Raw genomic sequence first — 16,973 nt, 5'->3', positions numbered from 1 at the left:
GGTCACTCGGTGGGTCCGCGGCCCAACAGCCGGATCTCCTCGTTGTCCAGCGCGGACTGGAGTTCCTGGAGCACCAGGTCGTCGATCTCCCGGCTGTCGCGCAGTCGGGTGACCTCCCGCCTCTTGTGGGCGAGGACGCCGAGGCGCAGTCGGTGTTCCAACCGGCGCTCCTCGGCGGTGCTCCCGCCGCTCTCGTTGAGGTCCTCCAGATGCCGCCGGTACTCGGCCTCCAGCCGGCGCACCGAGTCGTCCTGGGCACCGACCGCCGCGGCGACCTGCGGTAGGGCGGCCAGGCCCACCTCGGTGGCCCGCCGCCGGGCGTTGCGGGCCTCGTCGACGCGTTCCGGGTCGCCGGTGAGCCCGGCCCAGCGCACCACCAACGGCAGGGTGGTGCCCTGAAGCAGCATGATCAGCACGATCACCAGCGCGGTGACGAAGATGATCAGGTCGCGTTCGACCACCGGTCGACCGTCGACCATCACCGTCGGGACGGCCAGGGCGGCGGCGAGCGACACCGCGCCCCGGAAACCGGACCAGCCCGCGACGGTTCCGACCCGCCAGCTCGACGGCCCCTGGCTCGGGTCCATGATGCGGCGACGCCGCAGCCTCGCGATCTGTGAGTTGAGGTAGACGAAGACCAGCCGGGTGCCGATCACGACGAGGGTGACCACCAGCACGATCACCAGAGCCCGCTGGGGCGAGGTGCTGGTGATCCCCCGGACCGCGCGGGGAATCTGCGTGCCGAGCAGGACGAACAACCCGCCGTTGATCAGGAAGGTGGACAGGTCCCAGAACGCGTACGCCAGGACCCGGGACCGGGCGCGGATCACCCGTGGGCCGGCGTAGGCGAGCACCAGGCCGGCGACCACCACCGCCAGCACACCGCTGGCGTGCACCGAGTCGGCCAGCAGGAAGGCACCGAACGGGGTCAGCACGCTGAGCGCGCCCTCCCGCAACGGATCGTCGAGCCGTTTGCGGATCAGCACCACTGCGGCCCCCACCAGCAGGCCGGCGACCACACCGCCGACGCTGGCGCCGACGAACTCCTCGCCGATGCCCAGCACACCGGGTTCGGCGCTGTGGCTGAGCAGCCCCACGGCCACAGCGAAGATCACCAGCGCCGTGCCGTCGTTGATCAGGCTCTCCGCGTGCAGGGTGGTGAGCAACTTCCGGGGCAGCCGCTTGGCCAGGCCGGTGACCGCGGCGGCGTCGGTCGGCGCGAGGACCGCGCCGAGCACCCAGGCGGCGGCGGGGTTCACCCCGAACGACTGTGCGGCGAACGACACGGTGACCATGGTGAGCACCACCAGCACCACGGCGAGCAGCCCGATCACCGGCAGGTTGGCCCGGATCTCCCGCAGGCTGATGGTGAGGCTCTCCCGGTACAGGATGGCCGGCAGGAAGATCAACAGGACCAGGTCGGGTTCCAGGGTGACCTCGGACAGCGGCGGCGTGAGCCCGAGCAGCACACCCAACGCGATGAGCAGGATCGGCGGGGCGACCCGGTACCGGCCGCCGAGGGTGGTGCCGACGAGGACGGTGACGCCGAGTGCCACGATCAGGACGAGCGCCTGCACGCGTACCCCCTTGGATCATGGCCGACGGTGGGCGCGCCGGTGGTTCCATCTGACCGCACCCCACGGCTGGTTCCGGCCGAAACCGGCAAGTCGCCGGGGAGCCAGAGCGCGTTGGCCAGGCACACCGCCTCGGCGCTCAGGATGGGTCGTCGGCGCGGACGCGCGCCAGGAGCACCCGGGCGGTACGGCGGTGCTCGGCGGCTTCCTCGTCGCGGCCCAGCGCAGCGGCCAGATCGGCGAGGTGCTCTGCCACCGGGCCGACGGTGACCACCCCGCTGCCGGCAGCCAGTTCGGTGGCGGCCGGGCGGAGCGCGCGGGCGACGCGTTCCATCGTGAGACGGTCGCCGACGGCCAGCGCCGCCCGCGCGGTGAGGCACAGCCGCACCTCCCGAAGCAGGTCGTGCGGCCCGTCCGGCAGGGCCCGCAACGCCGCTGTGGCAGCACCGGGGTCGTCGGCGGCGGCGAGCAGCAGGGGCCGCACCCAGGGCTCATGCGGGCCCCAGTCCAGCCGCTCCCAGTCCTCGTCGTCCGGCCCGGGAATCGGCCGCAGTGCAGCGGCCAGCCGGGGGTCACCTGCCGGCGGGGCGTCGCTGACCGCGTCGGCCAAGCGCAGGCCGAGCAGGGCGAGCGGCAGCAACCCCTGGGCCAGGCCCGGCATACCGTCGGCGGGCAGCTGTTCGGCGGCAGCACGGTACGCGGTTGCCGCGGCGTCCCGGTCGCCGCCCAACGCCAGCCGCAGCGCGGCGTACCACCGGGTGAAGACACCGACCAACGGCAGCTCGTACGCCTCGGCGAGGCGGTCGGCGGCGCGGGCGTGCGCGTCGGCGGCGGGCCGGTCGGCCAGCGCGCAGTTGGCCTGGACCAGGACGAGGTGGCCGAGCACCTCGAAGGTCACCAGATGGTTCCGGGCGGCCAGCTCGACCAGTTCCACGCCGATCCGCGCCCGTGCGTCAGCCAGACCGACGCTGTGGAAGGAGTGCATGAAGCGGGCGTTGAGCGCGAACGCCACCAGAGCGGGATCGCCGATGTCGCGGGCGATCGTCTCGGCCTCGGCGGCGGCGCGGCGGCCACGATCGGTGGTGGTGCCGCGCAGCTCCAGCGCGAGGGTGCTCAGCAGCCGGCTGCGCTGCGCCGAGCCGATCGGGCCGAGCGCGGTCAGGGCGTGTTCGGCTGCCCGGACGATGTGCCCGGAGAGCAGGTCGTCGTCGTTGCGCGTCCAACTGGCGGGCACGTCGAAGCCCGCCAGCGCCTCCTGGATCAGCAGGGGGTCGCCGGTGGACTCGGCGACGGTGATCGCCTCGGCACGCCGTAGCCGCGCCTCGGCCAGCCGGCCCGTCACGGCCAGCGCCCGCCCCAGGCCGAGCAGCGCGGTCACCCGCCCACGCGGCTCGGCCCCGCCGGCACTGTCGTACGCGTCGATCGCCTGGCCCCACAGGCGGGCCGCCTCGTGCGGGTTGCCGCCCCGCTCGGCCCGCTCGGCCGCCACCTGGGCGTACGTCGACGCCTCGGCGGCGTGGACCGGCCCGCCGGCGCGCAGCAGGTGGTATGCGAGGGCCGCCGGCTCGACGGGTTCCCGCTGTCGCAGCACCTCGGCGACGGCCGCGTGCCAGGCGGCGCGGCGCGGCGCTGACAGGTCGGCGTAGAGCGTGTCGCGGACCAGGATGTGGGTGAAGCGCAGCCGCCCGTCGGACTCCCGCTCGCTGAGGAACCCGGCCGCCAGGGCGCGGTCCACGGCGTCCAGCGCTGCCGTGGGGTCACCGGCCAACGCGCCCAGCACGTCCGGGTCGAGGTCCCGACCGAGCACGGCCGCCTGCCGCAGCACGGTACGGGTCGAGGCGGGTAGCTGCGCCAACCGGTGCCGGATCACGTCGCGTACCCCGGGCGGCACGGCTGCCAGCCCTGCCTGCCCCGTGCTCGCGTAGAGCTGGGCCAGCTCGCGGACGAAGAACGGGTTACCGCCGCTGCGCCGGTGGATCGACCGGGCGGTGGCCTGATCCAGTTCCGTCCCGACGATGGCGCCGGCCAGCTCGCCGGTCGCCGACGCGGGCAGGCCGGCAAGGTACTCCCGGACCGGCTCCAGCCCCGCGGCGCGGGCCAGCGTGGCGGTCAGCTCCGTGCTGATCTCGGTGGCCCGGTAGGTGCCGAGGATCAGCACCGGCCCGCTGGCCGGCTGCGGGCCGGTGAGCAGTGCGGTCAGCAGGTCCAGGGTGTCGCCGTCGGCGCGGTGCAGGTCGTCGAGGACCAGCAGGACCGGCTCCCGGTCGGCGGCCGCCGCGATCAACGAGGCCACCGCGCGGTGTCGACGGAACCGCACGGTGGCGGGGTCGGCCGAACCGTCAGCCGAGCCACCTTCCGGGTCGGCAGCGACGGCGGCCGGCGCGGCGGCGGTCCCGGCGAGCGTGTCGGTGATCTGGGTCCACGGCCACGCCGGTGGGGCACCCTCGTACTCCGGGCTGCGTCCCCACGCCGTGGTCCAGCCCTCGGCGGCGAGTTGCCGGGTCAGGGCCTCGGCGAGCGCCGTCTTGCCGGCACCCGGGTCGCCGCTGAGCAGGGCGAGCGTGGGCTGGCGGCGGCGGGACGCGGCCTCGGCGGCGTGCCGCAGCCGCTCCAGCTCCGCGTCGCGGCCGACGAACGGGCGCTGCTCCGTCTCGACGGGTCGCGCGGGTTCCCCGGGGCCGGGGGTGGCGGCCCGGTCGAGGGGCGGGGCGAGGTGCGGCGCCTGGGCGAGGATGTCGGTTTCCAGCCGTCGCAGCTCGGGCCCCGGGTCCACCCCCAGCTCGGTCACCAGGACGTGGCGGGCCTCCCGCAGTGCGGCCAGCGCGTCGCCCTGCCGGCCGGCGCGGTACCGGGCCGTCGCGAGCAGCCGCCACGCGTCCTCGCGCAGCGGATGGCTGGCCAGGTGTGCCGGCAGGTCAGCGGCGGCCTCGTCCGGTCGGCCCAGCGCCAGGAGCGCCTCAGCCCGCCGCTCGACGGCGAGCATCCGCAGCTCGTCCAGCCGGTTGATCTCCGCGACCGCCCAGGACTCGTTGGCGCAGTCGGCGTACGCGGGCCCGCGCCAGAGCCCGAGCGCCCACTCCAGCGCGGCCAGGGCCGGCGCGGGACGCCCGGCCGCCAGCAGCCGGGCCGCCTCACCCACGGCCGCCTCGAACTGTCCGGCGTCCACCGCGTCCGGGGCGGCCTTCAGCGCGTACCCGGGTGGCTCGGTGACCAGGATCCGGGGCGGCTGCCGGGGTGGCCGATCGGGCTCCAGGGCCCGGCGCAGGTCGGCGACGAAGGTCCGGATCGCGCCCACAGCGCCGTCCGGTGCGACCTCCCACAGGTCGTCGACGAGACGATCCACCGGCACCACCCGACCGTGGGCGATCAACAGCCGGCCCAGCACCAGGCGCTGCCGGTGTCCCCGCAGGGCGACCGGGCCGCGCTCGGTCGCGGCGATCACCGGCCCGAGTACACCGAAGGTCACCGCGACGGGCGCCGTCAGCTGCCTGGTCATGGCACCAATCTAGGCCCGTGGCCCGGCCGGCACTGATCCGACGCTGACCGGCTGCTGATCACCGCCGGGCAGGCTCGGTGAGGTACGACGGCGACGGGCCACCGCCCCCGCCGGGACTGCTCACCAGGAAGGTTCCCCGTGGACCCGAAGATCAACGGATTCGACTACCGACGCGTCACCGTCGCCGACGGGGTGACGCTCAACGCCGCCGTGGGCGGTTCCGGGCCGGCGATCGTGCTGCTGCACGGCTTTCCGCAGACTCACCTCATGTGGCGGCACGTCGCCGCCGACCTGGCCGCCGACCACACGGTCATCTGTCCGGACCTGCGCGGCTACGGCGACAGCGACAAGCCCCTCGACACCGATGGCACCAGGTACGCCAAGCGCACCATGGCCGCCGACATCGTGGCGCTGGCCGGCGCGCTCGGTCACGAGCGGTTCGCCTTGGCCGGGCACGACCGGGGCGCCCTGGTCGCGTTCCGGGCCGGCCTCGACCATCCGGCGGCGATCAGTCACCTGGCCCTGCTCGACGTGCTACCCACGCTGGACATGTGGGACGTGTTGCACGGCGCCAGCGCCGCTGTGGCGTTTCACCTCTATCTGATGGCGCAGCCGCCCGGCCTGCCCGAAGAGCTGATCGCCGGCAGCCCGGACGCCTTCTTCGGTCACTTCCTGGACGTCTGGACCCGTGATCCGGAGGCTCTGCCGACTGAGGTGCGTGCCGCGTACCTGCGCGCGTCCCGCGACGCCGTCCCCTCGATCGTCGCCGACTACCGGGCGTCGGCCGGGATCGACGTGGCCCACGACGCCGTTGACCGGGCGGCCGGCAACCAGCTGCGGATGCCGGTGGCGGTGCTCCAGCAGGACTGGGGCGCGGCGCTGGGCTACGACGCGGCGGCGGTGTGGCGGGCCTGGGCGCCGGATCTGGACCACCAGACGGTCAGCTGCGGGCACTTCATGGCGGAGGAGGCCCCGGCCGAGGTGCTCCGGGCGCTGCGCGCCCTGCTCGCTCGCTGATCGACAGGCGACCCGGCCCACGATCGTCACCCTGGGGAAGATATACGACACTTGCTGTCACCAGGCGATCGTGCGGCCGGGTCGCCGCGCTTCACCCTTCCCACCGCCCAAAAACCAGCGTGCAATGCCCCTTGACCTGCGGGAATGCGACGTTACACAGGTGGACGCCAACCGGTCATCGGTGATACACAGGCAGATACCGGCAGCCAACGACGTCGAGTCGCTTCACTTTCTCGCCCAACGACCGTCCACAGGCAACGCACCACCGGGCTCCGCCGCACGATTCGCGGCTCCACGGCCGCGACCGAACGGCACCGGCCTACCGGGCGCTGCCGGACGCCGGTCCTCGACCAAGGAGTTGCCGTGGGAAACCTTCGTATCCGATCCCGCCACCAGCCGTACGAGATCGCTGTCCTGGCCGCAGCACCTCTCTGCGGCGTTCTGATGATGACCCTCAACGTCCGGCCGACGTCCGTTCAGACGTCGATGCCGGAGCCCATCCAGGTCGCCTGGGAGCTGGGTCTGGTCGCGGTGGGCGTGGGCGGACTACTGGGCATCCTGTGGCCCGGTCGGCTCTCCACAGGGCTCGGCCTCGAACTCGCGTCGGTGCTGGTGCTCGGCACGATCACCGGCATGTACGCGGTGGCCCTGTTGGTCATGTCGGGCCGAAACTCCATCGTCGCCACGTCGTTCGTGATGGCGGTGACGGTCGGGTCGCTCTGGCGGGCCGCGCAGATAGCGATCGACCTACGTCGCCTGGCGCGAGCATGCGAATTTGTGACCTACGAACAGTTGCAGGCAGGTGTCACGTGATTACCGCACCCGCGCCAGCTGCACCGCACTGGGTGCAGGTGGCGCTCAGCGTGCTCGGCATCCTCGGCGGGGGCACCGGCCTTGCCGCGATCGCCACAGTCGTGGTGCAGCGGGGCAAGTTCAAGGCCGATGCCGCCGACACGCTCACCGAGGCCGCCCTCACGCTCGTGCAGCCGTTGCAGACACGGATCACCCAGTTGGAGGTCGAGGCGTTCAGCGCCCGGTCCGAGCTGGGCACGCTCCGCGAGCAGGTCAACCAGTTGCAGTTCGTCGTCCGGGTGCTCACCCGGACGTTGGACCGCTGGCGGGCCGCGATCCGGGCCCCCGACGCCACCCTGCGCAAGGTCCGCGCGACGGTGGCGGAGTCCGACCGGATTCCTGAGATGGATCGTTGACCGGCGTCGCTGCCCCCTGTGGCCGGTAACCCTCAATTGGCGTCGCGAAGGCGCTCGGTGAGTTCGCGCACCGCAGCCCGGAACTCGGGGTCGGTCTCGCCCGGATGATGCCCCCGCAGCGGCGGCGCGGACCGCTCTCCCGGTGCCGGCAGCAGGTGTGCGGGGTCCCGCAACCGCCTGTCGACCTGGCCCGCCGGATCGGCCGGGTCCGGAGCTGGATCACCGGGTCGGTGTGCGGCGAACACCCAGCCGCCGACCGGGTCGGTCTCCCGCCAGAGGTTGAGCCACCGCCACTCGACCCGCTCCCCCACCTCCCGCAGCACCTGCTCGTTGAGGTAGGCCGGAAAGAGCCGGGCGTACAGGCGGTCCAGCGGTGAACCGTAGGTGAGCAGCGCGACCCGTCGGCGTACGCGCGGAGGCAGCCGCAGCACCGCCAGCGCCAGCAGCGCGGACCCGTGGCTGTGCCCGCAGAGCAACACCCCGGCGTGCCGCTCGGCCAGTTGGCTGATCCGGTCGGCCAGCTCCGGCACGGCCCGGTCGGCGTAGCTCGGCGGGGCGAACGGGTGCGCGGCCCGGGGCCAGAAGGTGCCCAGGTCCCACAGAATGCCGACGTGCCGGCGGAACCACGCGGTCCGATAGGCGAACACACCCCCGGCCAACAGTGTGAGGAGCAGTCCCGCGAGAAGATAGGTGCTTCCGGTGAGCCCCATCTCGACGACTCGTGGCGGCAGCCCGAACACCTGTCGCGCCAACTCCTCCGGCTCACGCCCGGTGCGCCCCAGCAGGCTCGTGATCAGTCCGATCAGCGCTAGCACCGCGTACGTGGTCGCGATCAGACCCAGCCACTCGGTGAACCTCGCACGGGCGATGGTCGTCATCGTCAGCCGTAGCCGCCCCGCCGCCTCCGGCGGAACCACCGGGAAGTCGAGACGGGTGATCGCCGTTGCCGCAGCGCGTCGTCGTCGCCGCGACAGGAGGGTCAGGGCGCCACACACCAGCACCCCCGCGACCACGTGCAGGAAGAAGGACAGGAGCGTCCAGCGGTACGGCAGCGGCGGTCCACCGTCGCCGGAGTAACCGCCGAGCAACTGCCCGATCTGGTAGACGAGACCGGCGGAGAGCCCGCCGGCCAGGCCGACCGCGAAGGCGGCGACGACCGCCGCGCCCAGGCCGCGCCGCAGCGTGGACCGTCCGCCCGCACGGCCACGGTGCCACAGCACCAGCCCGCTGAGCACCACCAGCAGGGTCATCTGACCGAACAGGGCCCCGGCCGCGATCCCGCCGTAGCCGGGCATCCCGGTCGACGACGGCCAGCCATGGTCGTCGCGCGCGACGAGGACGAGGGTCGCCACGCTCAGACCGACGGCCAGGACGCCTGTGCTGCGGGCGGTCCATTGCGCGGTTCGCGCCATCGCGGCCCGGTCAGCCAGCCCGGGGGCGGCGAGCAGACCGACGCAGACCAGCAGCACCACCAGGCTGAGGGTCAGCAGCAGCGTCGTCCCGAGCGTCGCGCCGCCGGTGTGACGGGCCACCAGCAGCATGAGATCGAGTACGGCGAGCGCGGCGGCGACGTGGATCGCTCGCAGCCGCTGCACCAGCGGTTCCACAGTCCACACCGCCTTGCCGGCCGGGTGGGACCGGCGCTTGCCGACAAGTAGGAGGAACACGATGGCGGCGATCGGCAGGAGTGCCAGCACGCACAGCCGCTGCCCGAGGTGCCGGCCGTCGAGCCCGGCCATCGTGTCGAAGGGCTCACGGCAGCGGGCCGCACCGAGACACCGCCAGGCGAACAGGTCGAGGGCGACCCCGGCGATGGACACCACGTACAGCACTGTGAGGTTGAGCGCGAGGAGCCGGCACAGCATGGTGACCCCGGCGGCACGGCGGCGGCCGGTGGGCAGCATCCACACTGCCACGTTGCTGAACATGAACGGCAGCAGGAAGACCATGGAGAGGGTCCGGGCCACGGTGCCCGCGGGCAGGTCCCCCCAGCGGTACGCCTCCAGCGTCACCCCGTCCGGGTCGGTGCCCTCCGACCGGTCGGGGCGGTGGAAGCCGCCGCGGTCGTCGCCGGCGACCTGCCGGACTCCCGGGCGGTCGAGGATGACTGTGGGGTCGCCCCCGGACACGCCGTGCACCCGCAACTCCACCACGTCGGGTCTGCGCGGTTGGTCGCCGTGGTCCGGCTCTCTCTCAGGCATCGGGCCGCTCCCCGTGCCGCCGCTGGTCGGACCCGTCCCGTCCGCTGATCTGTCGCGCGTATCCCCGCAGGCCGGGCATCCCGTCGACCAGGACGATGAGCAGCAGCTGGGCGGTCAGGAACAGCGCGGGGCCGATGACGCCCAGGGCCAGGAACGACGCCCTGCCCGGGTTCTCCCGCCGGAGCAGCAGCCGTCCCGGAAGCCCGCCCGCCATCGCCATCCTTCCCCGGCCCGCAGCTGCCACCGCCGCCCCAGTCGTACCACCCGGACTGCCAGGCCCGGCGTGGTTCCGCCGAGCCGGGCCGGCCAGCGGCGACGCCGCGCTACGACATCAGGTCCGACGCCACGTCCCAGAGCCGAGCGGCGTTGCCCGGGTCGACCGCGTACGCGGCCACGCCGCTGTAGTCGGCGGGCCGCTCGGTGACGACCGGGGCCTCTGCGCAGTCCTCGAAGTAGCGACCGCCGACACCGTCCAGCAGGGGGGACGCCGCGAGCAGCACGGAGGTCGCCGCGCCCTGCTGCGGGGTCTTGTGCATCTCCCTGGGCGACTTCAGCCCACCGGTGTGCCTCTGCAACCCGGTGGCGATGGCGCCCGGGTTCAGCGCGTTGGCGTAAATGCCCTCGCCGGACCAGCGGCGGGTGGCTTCCACGGCGAGCAGGGCCTCGGCGCTCTTGGACTGCCCGTAGGCCAGCAGCGGGTCGTACGGCCGGAACGCGAAGTGCAGGTCGTCGAAGATCACCGGGGAGAAGAGGTTGCCGCTGGAGCTGACCGACACGACTCGGGCGCCGCCGGCCGCGGCGAGGGCGTCGTGCAGGCCGACGGTCAAAGCGAAGTGCCCCATGAAGTTGGTGGCGAACTGCATCTCCCAGCCCTCGGCGGTGCGCTCCAACTCGGGCAGCGCCATGATCCCGGCGTTGTTGACCAGGATGTGCAGCGGCTGGTCCCAGCCGGCGACGAACTGGCGTACCGAATCCTGGTCGGCCAGGTCCAGCGCGCGGACGGTGACCCGCTCCGCGCCGATGCTGGCCGCGATGTCGCCGGCGGCCTGCTCACCCGCCGCGACCCGGCGGACCCCGAGCACGACCTCGGCGCCGGCAGCGGCGAGCGAACGGGCCGTCTCGATGCCGATGCCGGCGGCACCTCCGGTGATGATGGCCCGCTTGCCGCTGAGGTCCACCCCGGCGATGACCTCGTCGGCGGTGGAGGCGAAACCGAAGGGGGTCGTGAGGCGCTCTGTCATTGCTGTCCCGTCTCTCGATCACGCTTACTCCGACACTGTCACCCGGGCGGCAGGCGTTAGCCGGTTCCCTGTTTTTCCTGGTAGTGGCAGGACCAGGATGGGCGGTCGGTGGCGGCTCCTACGATGGGCGGGTGAGCGCGGCCGGCCCGCTGGGCGAATACCTGCGTGCCCGGCGTGAGCTGATCGGGCCGGGTGACGTCGGCTTGCCCGCGCACGGCCGTCGGCGGGTCCCCGGCCTGCGGCGCGAGGAGGCCGCCCTGCTCGCCGGCGTCAGCGCGGACTACTACCTGCGGTTGGAGCAGGGGCGTGACAGGCACCCGTCGACGCAGGTGGTCGAGGCGCTGGCCCGCGCGTTGAGGCTGGACGCGGACGCGGCGGCGCACCTGCACGCCCTGGCCCGGCCGGTGCCGGCCCGCCGGGCGGCGCGACCCTCGGAGCGGGTGCCGGTGGGCATCCGGCAGTTGGTCGGTTCGTGGGCCGAGACACCGGCCTTCGTGCACGGTCGACACCTGGACGTGCTCTTCGCCAACCCCGCCGCGACCGCGCTGGCGCCGATCTTCACCGCCGGGGTGAATCTCCTGCGCGCGGTCTTCCTGGACCCGAGCGTGCCGGCGCTCTACCCGGGTCTGACGGCTGTCGCGGCCAACGCGGTGGCCGGCCTGCGCGCACAGGTCGGCCCCGAGGTGGACGACCCCCACCTCGTCGAGCTGGTGCGGGAGCTGACGGCCGGCAGCGAACGGTTTCGGCAGTTGTGGGCCCGGCACGACGTCACGGCCCGCGCCGGCGGTGGGGTGCGGGTGTTCCAGCACCCGAAGGTGGGCGAGTTGGCGCTGCGCTACGAGAAGCTCACGATCAGCGGCACCACCCAATCGCTGGTGGTCTATCACGCCGAGCCGGGCAGCCCGTCGGCGCGCTCGCTGGCCCGGCTGGCTCGACGGGCAGCACCGCGCTAGCGGCTACCGGTTGGCCGCCCGCTCGGTGACCACCACCGAGATCCCGTCGAGGACGCGTTGCAGACCGAACTCGAACGCGTACTCCGGGCCGTACGCGGCACCGTGCTGCTGGCCGGCCGCGGTGCCGACCCGGGACGCGGTCGGGTAGGCGTCGGGCTTCAGGAATGTCTCCAGCCAGGGCGCGTGCGACTGCCACCACTGGCCATCGGTCATGCCGGTCTCGCGCTCCAGGTCGACCACTTCGGAGGCGGCCCGGGCGGCGCTCTTCACGTGGCCCAGCACGAGGGTGAGCACGGCGTCGACCTCGACGTCGGTGAGCCCGATGTCGACGATGGCGCTCAGCTCGTAGTCGTACTTGGCCATCAGGTGCGGACCGAGCACCGGTCGGGTCGTCTCGGCCCGCAGCATCCAGGGATGCCGCTGGTAGAGCGCAAGATTGTCGCGGGCGATCCGCTCCAACCGCGTACGCCAGTCGCCCTCGACGGCGGGGCGTGGCATCTCGCCGTACGCGGTGTCGATCATGACGGCGACGAGTTCGGCCTTGCCCGGCACGTAGGTGTAGACCGACATCGTGCCGACCCCCAGCGCCTCACCGACCCGGCGCATGGTCAGCGCGTCGAGACCCTCGGCGTCGGCGATGTCGATCGCGACCCGGACGATCCGATCGACGCTGAGCGCCGGACCGGCGCTGCGGCTGGTCGGCTCCCGGGTGCGCCAGAGAAGGGCCAGGCTGCGGGCCGGGTCCGCGGTCGCCTTACGCTCACTCGCCATGGTGCGGCCATCCTAACAACGAGACCGTACGTCGTACGCGGCCGCGCCGGCCCCTGCTCAGGGGTGCCGCGCGGTGTCAGAGCGCCTCGCGGTCGTCGGAGAGCGTCGGGCCGGCCGCGGCGGGCACCAGGTGTCGGACCTCCAGTTCCCCGTCGGTCAACTCCCGGGCCCGCTGCTCGGCCGCGCGGTCCTCACCTGTCAACCGGCCGCCGTGCTGGCGCAGGTGCTCGTCCCAGGACGGCACCAGGTACACCTCGACGAACCGGTCCACCGTCTCGGCCGGGCGGAACAGCCCCCACCGCATCGCGCCGGTCCGCTGCCGCGCGCCACGCACCAGGTCCATCGCCGCCAGGAATTGTTGGGTCCGCTCCGGCCGGACCGTGTACTGCACCGTCACCAGCACCGGCCCCACCCCCGGGTCCGGCTCCCGCGCCAGGTGCAGTTGCGGCCAGTAGGCAGCCGGTTCCCGGTTGACCGAGCGCAGGTCCGGCAACGGCCAGATCCGACTCGTCAGGGTGCCGAGAAGCATCAGGGCCGCCGCCGCCAGGTACGCGGGGAGCAGCCCGGCCATCTCGGCCACCAGACCCCACAGCAGCGCGCCGGCGGCCTGCCCACCGGCGAAGCACACCTGGTAGACGGCCAGGCCGCGGGCCCGTACCCAACTGGGCAGGAAGAGCTGCATCTCGGCGTTGACGTTGGCCAGCACCGTCACCCAGGCCATCCCGGCGGGCAGCAGGGCGAGCAGCACCAGCGGCACCGCCCGGACGGTGCCGACGACGGTCAGCGCCACTGTGAACAGCGCCCCGGCGATCAGCAGGAGCTGGTTGGCCGTCAGCCGGGTGCGGATCACGGCCAGCAGCACGCCACCCGCGATGGCGCCCACGCCGAGGGCCGCCAACAGCACCCCGTACCCGCCGGAGCCCAGCCCCAGCCGCCGACTCGCCACCAACGGCAGCAACGCCCACAGCGCGCTGGCCGGGACCACGAAGACCAACGCACGGCGCAACAGCCGGCGGACGATCGGCGAGTGGCGTACGTAGCGGCTGCCGGCGCGCAACGCAGCGGTGAACCGCTCCGGCACCTCGACCGCGCGGGCGTTGCCGGGCCGCCAGCGCCACAGCGCGTACGCGAAGATCGCGAAGGCGACCGCGTTGATGCCGAAGACCGGGGCGACGCCGGTACGGGCGATCAGCACGCCGGCCACCGCGGGTCCGACCGCCCTCGCCACGTTCACGCTTATCGACCCGAGCGCGGACGCCGACCGGAGTTGTTCCTGCGGCACCAGCTCCGGGATCACCGCCGCCCAGGCCGGCAGGGTCAGCGCCTGCCCGACACCGAACGCGAAGGTGAGGGTGAGCAGCAGCGCGGGCGGCATCCGGTCGGTCAGGGTGAGCAGCGTCAACACGACCGCCACCGCCACCAGGAACAGCTGCACGGCGATCAGCAGGTGCCGGCGGTCGAAGCTGTCGGCCAGCACCCCGGCGGGCAACGCCAGCAGCAGCACCGGCAGCAGACTGGCGGTCTGCACCAACGCGACGAGGGTGGAGGCGTTGGAGTGGTTGATCAGCAGCCACTGCGCGCCGACGGTCTGCATCCAGGTACCGATGTTGGCGGCGAGCAGGGCCAGCCACAGGTTGCGGTAGACCGCCGTCCGCAGCGGCGCCCAGGCCGAGACCGGACGGTCGGCGGGTCCGGCTGCTGCCGTCACCACCGCCCGTCCGCGCGCAGCACGCGCTCACCGGAGACGTAGAGGTCATCGGGTTCGAGCAACAGCAACCGGACGACCTCGGTGGCGACCTGTTCGGGCATGGCGTACACCTCGTCCAGGAACTCGGCACCCACCCGTTCCTGTAGCCGGGTCGGCATCGGCCCGGGGTGCAGCTGCATCACCTTGACCCGGTTGCTGTGCTGGGCCTCGGCCAGCGAATCGACAAGGCTGCTGCCGTAGCTCTTGGTGGCCCGGTAGACGGGGATGCCGGGCCGGGGGGCCGCCAGCGCCAGCGCGCCGATGTAGACGACGTTGCCGTGGCCCTGCCGGTGCAGGTGCTGCACCGCCTCCCGCAGCAGGTACGTGATGCCCAGAACGTTGATCTCCACGGCCCGGCGGATGTGTTCCACCGACAGGTCCCCCAGGTCGCCGCCGGCCCACATGGAGGCGCAGGCCGCCACCCCGTCGATCGTGCCGTAGCGCTCGACCACCTCGGCGAACCCGTCACGGACCTGCTCGTAGGAGGAGATGTCGCAGACGGCGCCGTCGCAACCCAGCTCGTCGGTGGCGGCGGCGACCTCGGCCGGCACGTTGCCGAACACCACCACCTGATGCTCGTCGACGAGCAGTCGGGCAACCGCGAGGCCGAGACCGCTGGTCCCGCCGACCACCACGAAGGTTCTGGCACCCATGTCTCTCCAGCCGCCGCCAGCAAAGGTCACGCGGGTCGCGTGACCTCGCGGTCTTCCCGTTTCCGGGCCCCGCACACCCGCTCGCTGGTAGTGCTGGGCATACCCCGAAGAGGGGATCTGGACGGCTGGGGCACCCGGTCGCCCCCGATTAGCGTCTGCTGCATGACCACGGAACACCCTTCGCACCTGGCCGAGGCGCTGCGCCGCCGCCGCTGGCTGATCTCCGCGTGGCCCTGGCGCGCGCTGGCCTACCTGGTCACCACGGTGCCGATCGCCGGCGTGCTCGGCGTCGGGCTGCTCGTCATCGGCGCGCCGCTACTGGCCGCCGCCAACGGGCTCCGCCTGCACGGCCGACCACCGAGCATCGCGCTGATGCTGTTCCTGGCGACCGGCAGCCTCATCCTGTTGGCGTTGGCCCCGCTCGTGAGCTTCCCGGTGGCCGTCGTCGAGCGGTGGCGGGTCGGGCTCGTCGACGGTCGCCCGCTGCCCTCGTCGCCGTGGCCGGGCCTGGTCGCCCGCTACCGCAACGCCGCGACCTGGCGGGAGGTGGCCTACCTGTTCTGGCTGGGCGGGTTCACCCCGGTCGCCTACTGGGTGTTCCTGGTGCTGGTGCTGCTCGACCTCGGAATGATCTCCAGCCCCTGGCTGGCCGGAGACGCCAACCAGCCGGTGGTGATCTGGCAGCCGATCGACAGCACCGGCGAAGCCGTTCCGTACGCCATCGTGGGGGTGCTGCTGGTCCCGGTTCTCTGGTACGCCGTCGGTCTGCTCGCCTCCGCCCAGGCAGCCGTGGCCCGGTGGTTGCTGGCCCACCCGGTGGACGCGGCGGCGTTGCGCGAGGTCACCCGCTCCCGCACCCGACTGGTCGGCGCGTACGAGGCCGAACGCCGTCGCATCGAGCGCGACCTGCACGATGGCGCCCAGCCCCGGCTGACCAGCCTCACCCTCCAGCTCGGGCTGGCCCGGCTGGACGTACCCGAGGACTCCCCCGCGTCCCGCCCCCTCGCCGTGGCACACGACCAGGCCCGGGGCCTGATGGTGATGCTGCGGCAGTTGGTGCACGGCATCCGCCCGCAGAGCCTCACCGACCTCGGCCTGGCCGGCGCCGTCCGCGAGCTGGCCGCCGCCACCACCATCCCGGTCGCCGTGCACGCCGACCTGCACGACGAACTGCCGGAGATCGTGGACACCACCGCCTACTTCGTGGTCTCCGAGGCGCTGGGCAACGTGGCCCGGCACGCCCAGGCGACCCGCGCCGACGTACGCCTCACCCGGGTCGGCGGTGACCTCGTCGTCGAGGTGACCGACGACGGTCACGGCGGCGCCGACCCGGCCCGGGGCACCGGCCTGACCGGGCTCGCCGACCGGGTCGCCGCGGTGGACGGCCGGCTGCTCCTGTCCAGCCCGCCCGGCGGCCCTACAGTGGTCCGGGTGGAGCTGCCATGTCGTCGGTGACCCGGGTGGTGCTCGCCGAGGACGAGGTGCTGCTGCGGGAGGGTCTGGTCGCGCTGCTGACCCGCTTCGACTTCACCGTGTGCGCGGCCGTCGGCTCCGCACCGGACCTGCTGGCGGCGGCCCGCGACCACCAACCGGACCTGGTGCTGACCGATATCCGGATGCCGCCGGGCCGCCGCGACGACGGGCTGCGCGCGGCCGTCACGCTGCGCACCGAGCGACCTGACCTCCCGGTCGTGGTGCTCAGCCAGTACGTGCAGACCGGGTACGCGGCGGCGCTGCTGGACAGCGGCGACGGCCAACGCGTCGGCTACCTGCTCAAGGACCGGGTCGCCGAGGTCACCGAGTTCGTCGACACGTTGCGCCGGGTCGCCGACGGCGGCACCGCCATCGACCCGGACGTGGTCCGGCAACTGCTGCACCGCCCCCGCGACCCGCTCGCCGCGCTGTCCGCCCGGGAACGCGAGGTGTTGGCGCTGCTCGCCGAAGGGCGGTCCAACGCCTCGATCGCCGCCAGGTTGCACGTCAGCGAGGCGGCGGTCGGCAAGCACGTCGGCAACATCCTGCTGAAGCTCGACCTGCCCCCCAGCGACGACACCAACCGGCGGGTGCTCGCGGTCCTCACCTACCTGCGCGCCGACCCGGTTACCTGACCGG

14 protein-coding genes are annotated in these 16,973 nt (G+C 73.2%); 6 read left to right on the top strand and 8 right to left on the bottom strand.

Features of this window, described 5'->3' with window-relative positions:
* Positions 1–2: 2 nt before the first annotated feature.
* Both ACLQ3F_RS03935 and ACLQ3F_RS03930 read right to left on the bottom strand, forming a co-directional pair.
* On the bottom strand, positions 3–1,577 hold the full coding sequence (locus tag ACLQ3F_RS03935) for a Na+/H+ antiporter (protein ID WP_425846094.1): 1,575 nt from the start codon (positions 1,575–1,577) through the stop codon (positions 3–5).
* A gap of 136 nt (positions 1,578–1,713) precedes the next feature.
* The gene (locus tag ACLQ3F_RS03930; RefSeq protein WP_425846091.1) at positions 1,714–5,070 is read right to left on the bottom strand and encodes a BTAD domain-containing putative transcriptional regulator; all 3,357 of its coding nucleotides are present in this window, start codon (positions 5,068–5,070) and stop codon (positions 1,714–1,716) included.
* Positions 5,071–5,208: 138 nt separating this feature from the next.
* Between ACLQ3F_RS03930 and ACLQ3F_RS03925 the strand changes: the two genes are divergently transcribed.
* The 3 genes from ACLQ3F_RS03925 (at position 5,209) to ACLQ3F_RS03915 (ending at position 7,295) form a co-directional block, all read left to right on the top strand.
* Positions 5,209–6,087, top strand: coding sequence for an alpha/beta fold hydrolase (locus ACLQ3F_RS03925; protein ID WP_425846089.1), 879 nt, complete (start codon positions 5,209–5,211; stop codon positions 6,085–6,087).
* A gap of 363 nt (positions 6,088–6,450) precedes the next feature.
* On the top strand, positions 6,451–6,900 hold the full coding sequence (locus ACLQ3F_RS03920) for a hypothetical protein (protein ID WP_357196887.1): 450 nt from the start codon (positions 6,451–6,453) through the stop codon (positions 6,898–6,900).
* Positions 6,897–7,295, top strand: a complete 399-nt coding sequence (locus ACLQ3F_RS03915) for a hypothetical protein (protein ID WP_355006817.1) — start codon at positions 6,897–6,899, stop codon at positions 7,293–7,295. The genes ACLQ3F_RS03920 and ACLQ3F_RS03915 overlap by 4 nt, the downstream gene beginning before the upstream one ends.
* A 32-nt stretch (positions 7,296–7,327) precedes the next feature.
* Here the strand turns inward: ACLQ3F_RS03915 and ACLQ3F_RS03910 are convergent, their stop codons facing one another.
* From ACLQ3F_RS03910 to ACLQ3F_RS03900, 3 genes are all read right to left on the bottom strand, one after another.
* On the bottom strand, positions 7,328–9,496 hold the full coding sequence (locus ACLQ3F_RS03910; RefSeq protein ID WP_425846085.1) for a hypothetical protein: 2,169 nt from the start codon (positions 9,494–9,496) through the stop codon (positions 7,328–7,330).
* A complete protein-coding gene (locus tag ACLQ3F_RS03905) occupies positions 9,489–9,710 on the bottom strand; it encodes a hypothetical protein (protein WP_357196895.1) in 222 nt (73 codons plus the stop codon). The genes ACLQ3F_RS03910 and ACLQ3F_RS03905 overlap by 8 nt, the downstream gene beginning before the upstream one ends.
* Positions 9,711–9,819: 109 nt before the next feature.
* On the bottom strand, positions 9,820–10,737 hold the full coding sequence (locus tag ACLQ3F_RS03900; RefSeq protein ID WP_425846082.1) for an SDR family NAD(P)-dependent oxidoreductase: 918 nt from the start codon (positions 10,735–10,737) through the stop codon (positions 9,820–9,822).
* 131 nt (positions 10,738–10,868) lie between these two features.
* On the opposite strand from ACLQ3F_RS03900, the gene ACLQ3F_RS03895 reads away from it, so the two are divergent.
* Entirely contained in the window at positions 10,869–11,690 is an 822-nt protein-coding gene (locus ACLQ3F_RS03895; RefSeq protein WP_425846080.1) for a helix-turn-helix transcriptional regulator, read from the top strand.
* A 3-nt stretch (positions 11,691–11,693) separates the two neighbouring features.
* Here the strand turns inward: ACLQ3F_RS03895 and ACLQ3F_RS03890 are convergent, their stop codons facing one another.
* From ACLQ3F_RS03890 to ACLQ3F_RS03880, 3 genes are all read right to left on the bottom strand, one after another.
* A complete protein-coding gene (locus tag ACLQ3F_RS03890) occupies positions 11,694–12,461 on the bottom strand; it encodes a TetR/AcrR family transcriptional regulator (protein WP_355006822.1) in 768 nt (255 codons plus the stop codon).
* A 76-nt stretch (positions 12,462–12,537) separates the two neighbouring features.
* Entirely contained in the window at positions 12,538–14,172 is a 1,635-nt protein-coding gene (locus tag ACLQ3F_RS03885) for an MFS transporter (protein WP_425846076.1), read from the bottom strand.
* Positions 14,166–14,861 carry an SDR family NAD(P)-dependent oxidoreductase gene (locus tag ACLQ3F_RS03880; RefSeq protein WP_425846074.1) on the bottom strand — a complete coding sequence of 232 codons (696 nt, stop codon included), beginning with the start codon at positions 14,859–14,861 and terminating at the stop codon, positions 14,166–14,168. The genes ACLQ3F_RS03885 and ACLQ3F_RS03880 overlap by 7 nt, the downstream gene beginning before the upstream one ends.
* A gap of 162 nt (positions 14,862–15,023) precedes the next feature.
* Between ACLQ3F_RS03880 and ACLQ3F_RS03875 the strand changes: the two genes are divergently transcribed.
* Positions 15,024–16,316, top strand: a complete 1,293-nt coding sequence (locus tag ACLQ3F_RS03875) for a sensor histidine kinase (RefSeq protein ID WP_425846071.1) — start codon at positions 15,024–15,026, stop codon at positions 16,314–16,316.
* Entirely contained in the window at positions 16,304–16,969 is a 666-nt protein-coding gene (locus ACLQ3F_RS03870; protein WP_425846068.1) for a response regulator transcription factor, read from the top strand. The genes ACLQ3F_RS03875 and ACLQ3F_RS03870 overlap by 13 nt, the downstream gene beginning before the upstream one ends.
* Positions 16,970–16,973: the final 4 nt, after the last annotated feature.

This window comes from Micromonospora sp. DT15, from assembly GCF_049841475.1.
Classification (GTDB): domain Bacteria; phylum Actinomycetota; class Actinomycetes; order Mycobacteriales; family Micromonosporaceae; genus Micromonospora.
Note: the sequence above shows the minus strand (reverse complement) of the source record. Positions and strands in the feature narration are given on the sequence as shown.

Bases quoted from the DNA above. Each gene is read 5' to 3' on its own strand.
- ACLQ3F_RS03910 (WP_425846085.1), bottom strand. From the start codon at position 9,496: ATGCCTGAGAGAGAGCCGGACCACGGCGACCAACCGCGCAGACCCGAC.
- ACLQ3F_RS03870 (WP_425846068.1), top strand. From the start codon at position 16,304: ATGTCGTCGGTGACCCGGGTGGTGCTCGCCGAGGACGAGGTGCTGCTG.
- ACLQ3F_RS03880 (WP_425846074.1), bottom strand. From the start codon at position 14,861: ATGGGTGCCAGAACCTTCGTGGTGGTCGGCGGGACCAGCGGTCTCGGC.
- ACLQ3F_RS03890 (WP_355006822.1), bottom strand. From the start codon at position 12,461: ATGGCGAGTGAGCGTAAGGCGACCGCGGACCCGGCCCGCAGCCTGGCC.
- ACLQ3F_RS03875 (WP_425846071.1), top strand. From the start codon at position 15,024: ATGACCACGGAACACCCTTCGCACCTGGCCGAGGCGCTGCGCCGCCGC.
- ACLQ3F_RS03905 (WP_357196895.1), bottom strand. From the start codon at position 9,710: ATGGCGGGCGGGCTTCCGGGACGGCTGCTGCTCCGGCGGGAGAACCCG.
- ACLQ3F_RS03900 (WP_425846082.1), bottom strand. From the start codon at position 10,737: ATGACAGAGCGCCTCACGACCCCCTTCGGTTTCGCCTCCACCGCCGAC.
- ACLQ3F_RS03930 (WP_425846091.1), bottom strand. From the start codon at position 5,070: ATGACCAGGCAGCTGACGGCGCCCGTCGCGGTGACCTTCGGTGTACTC.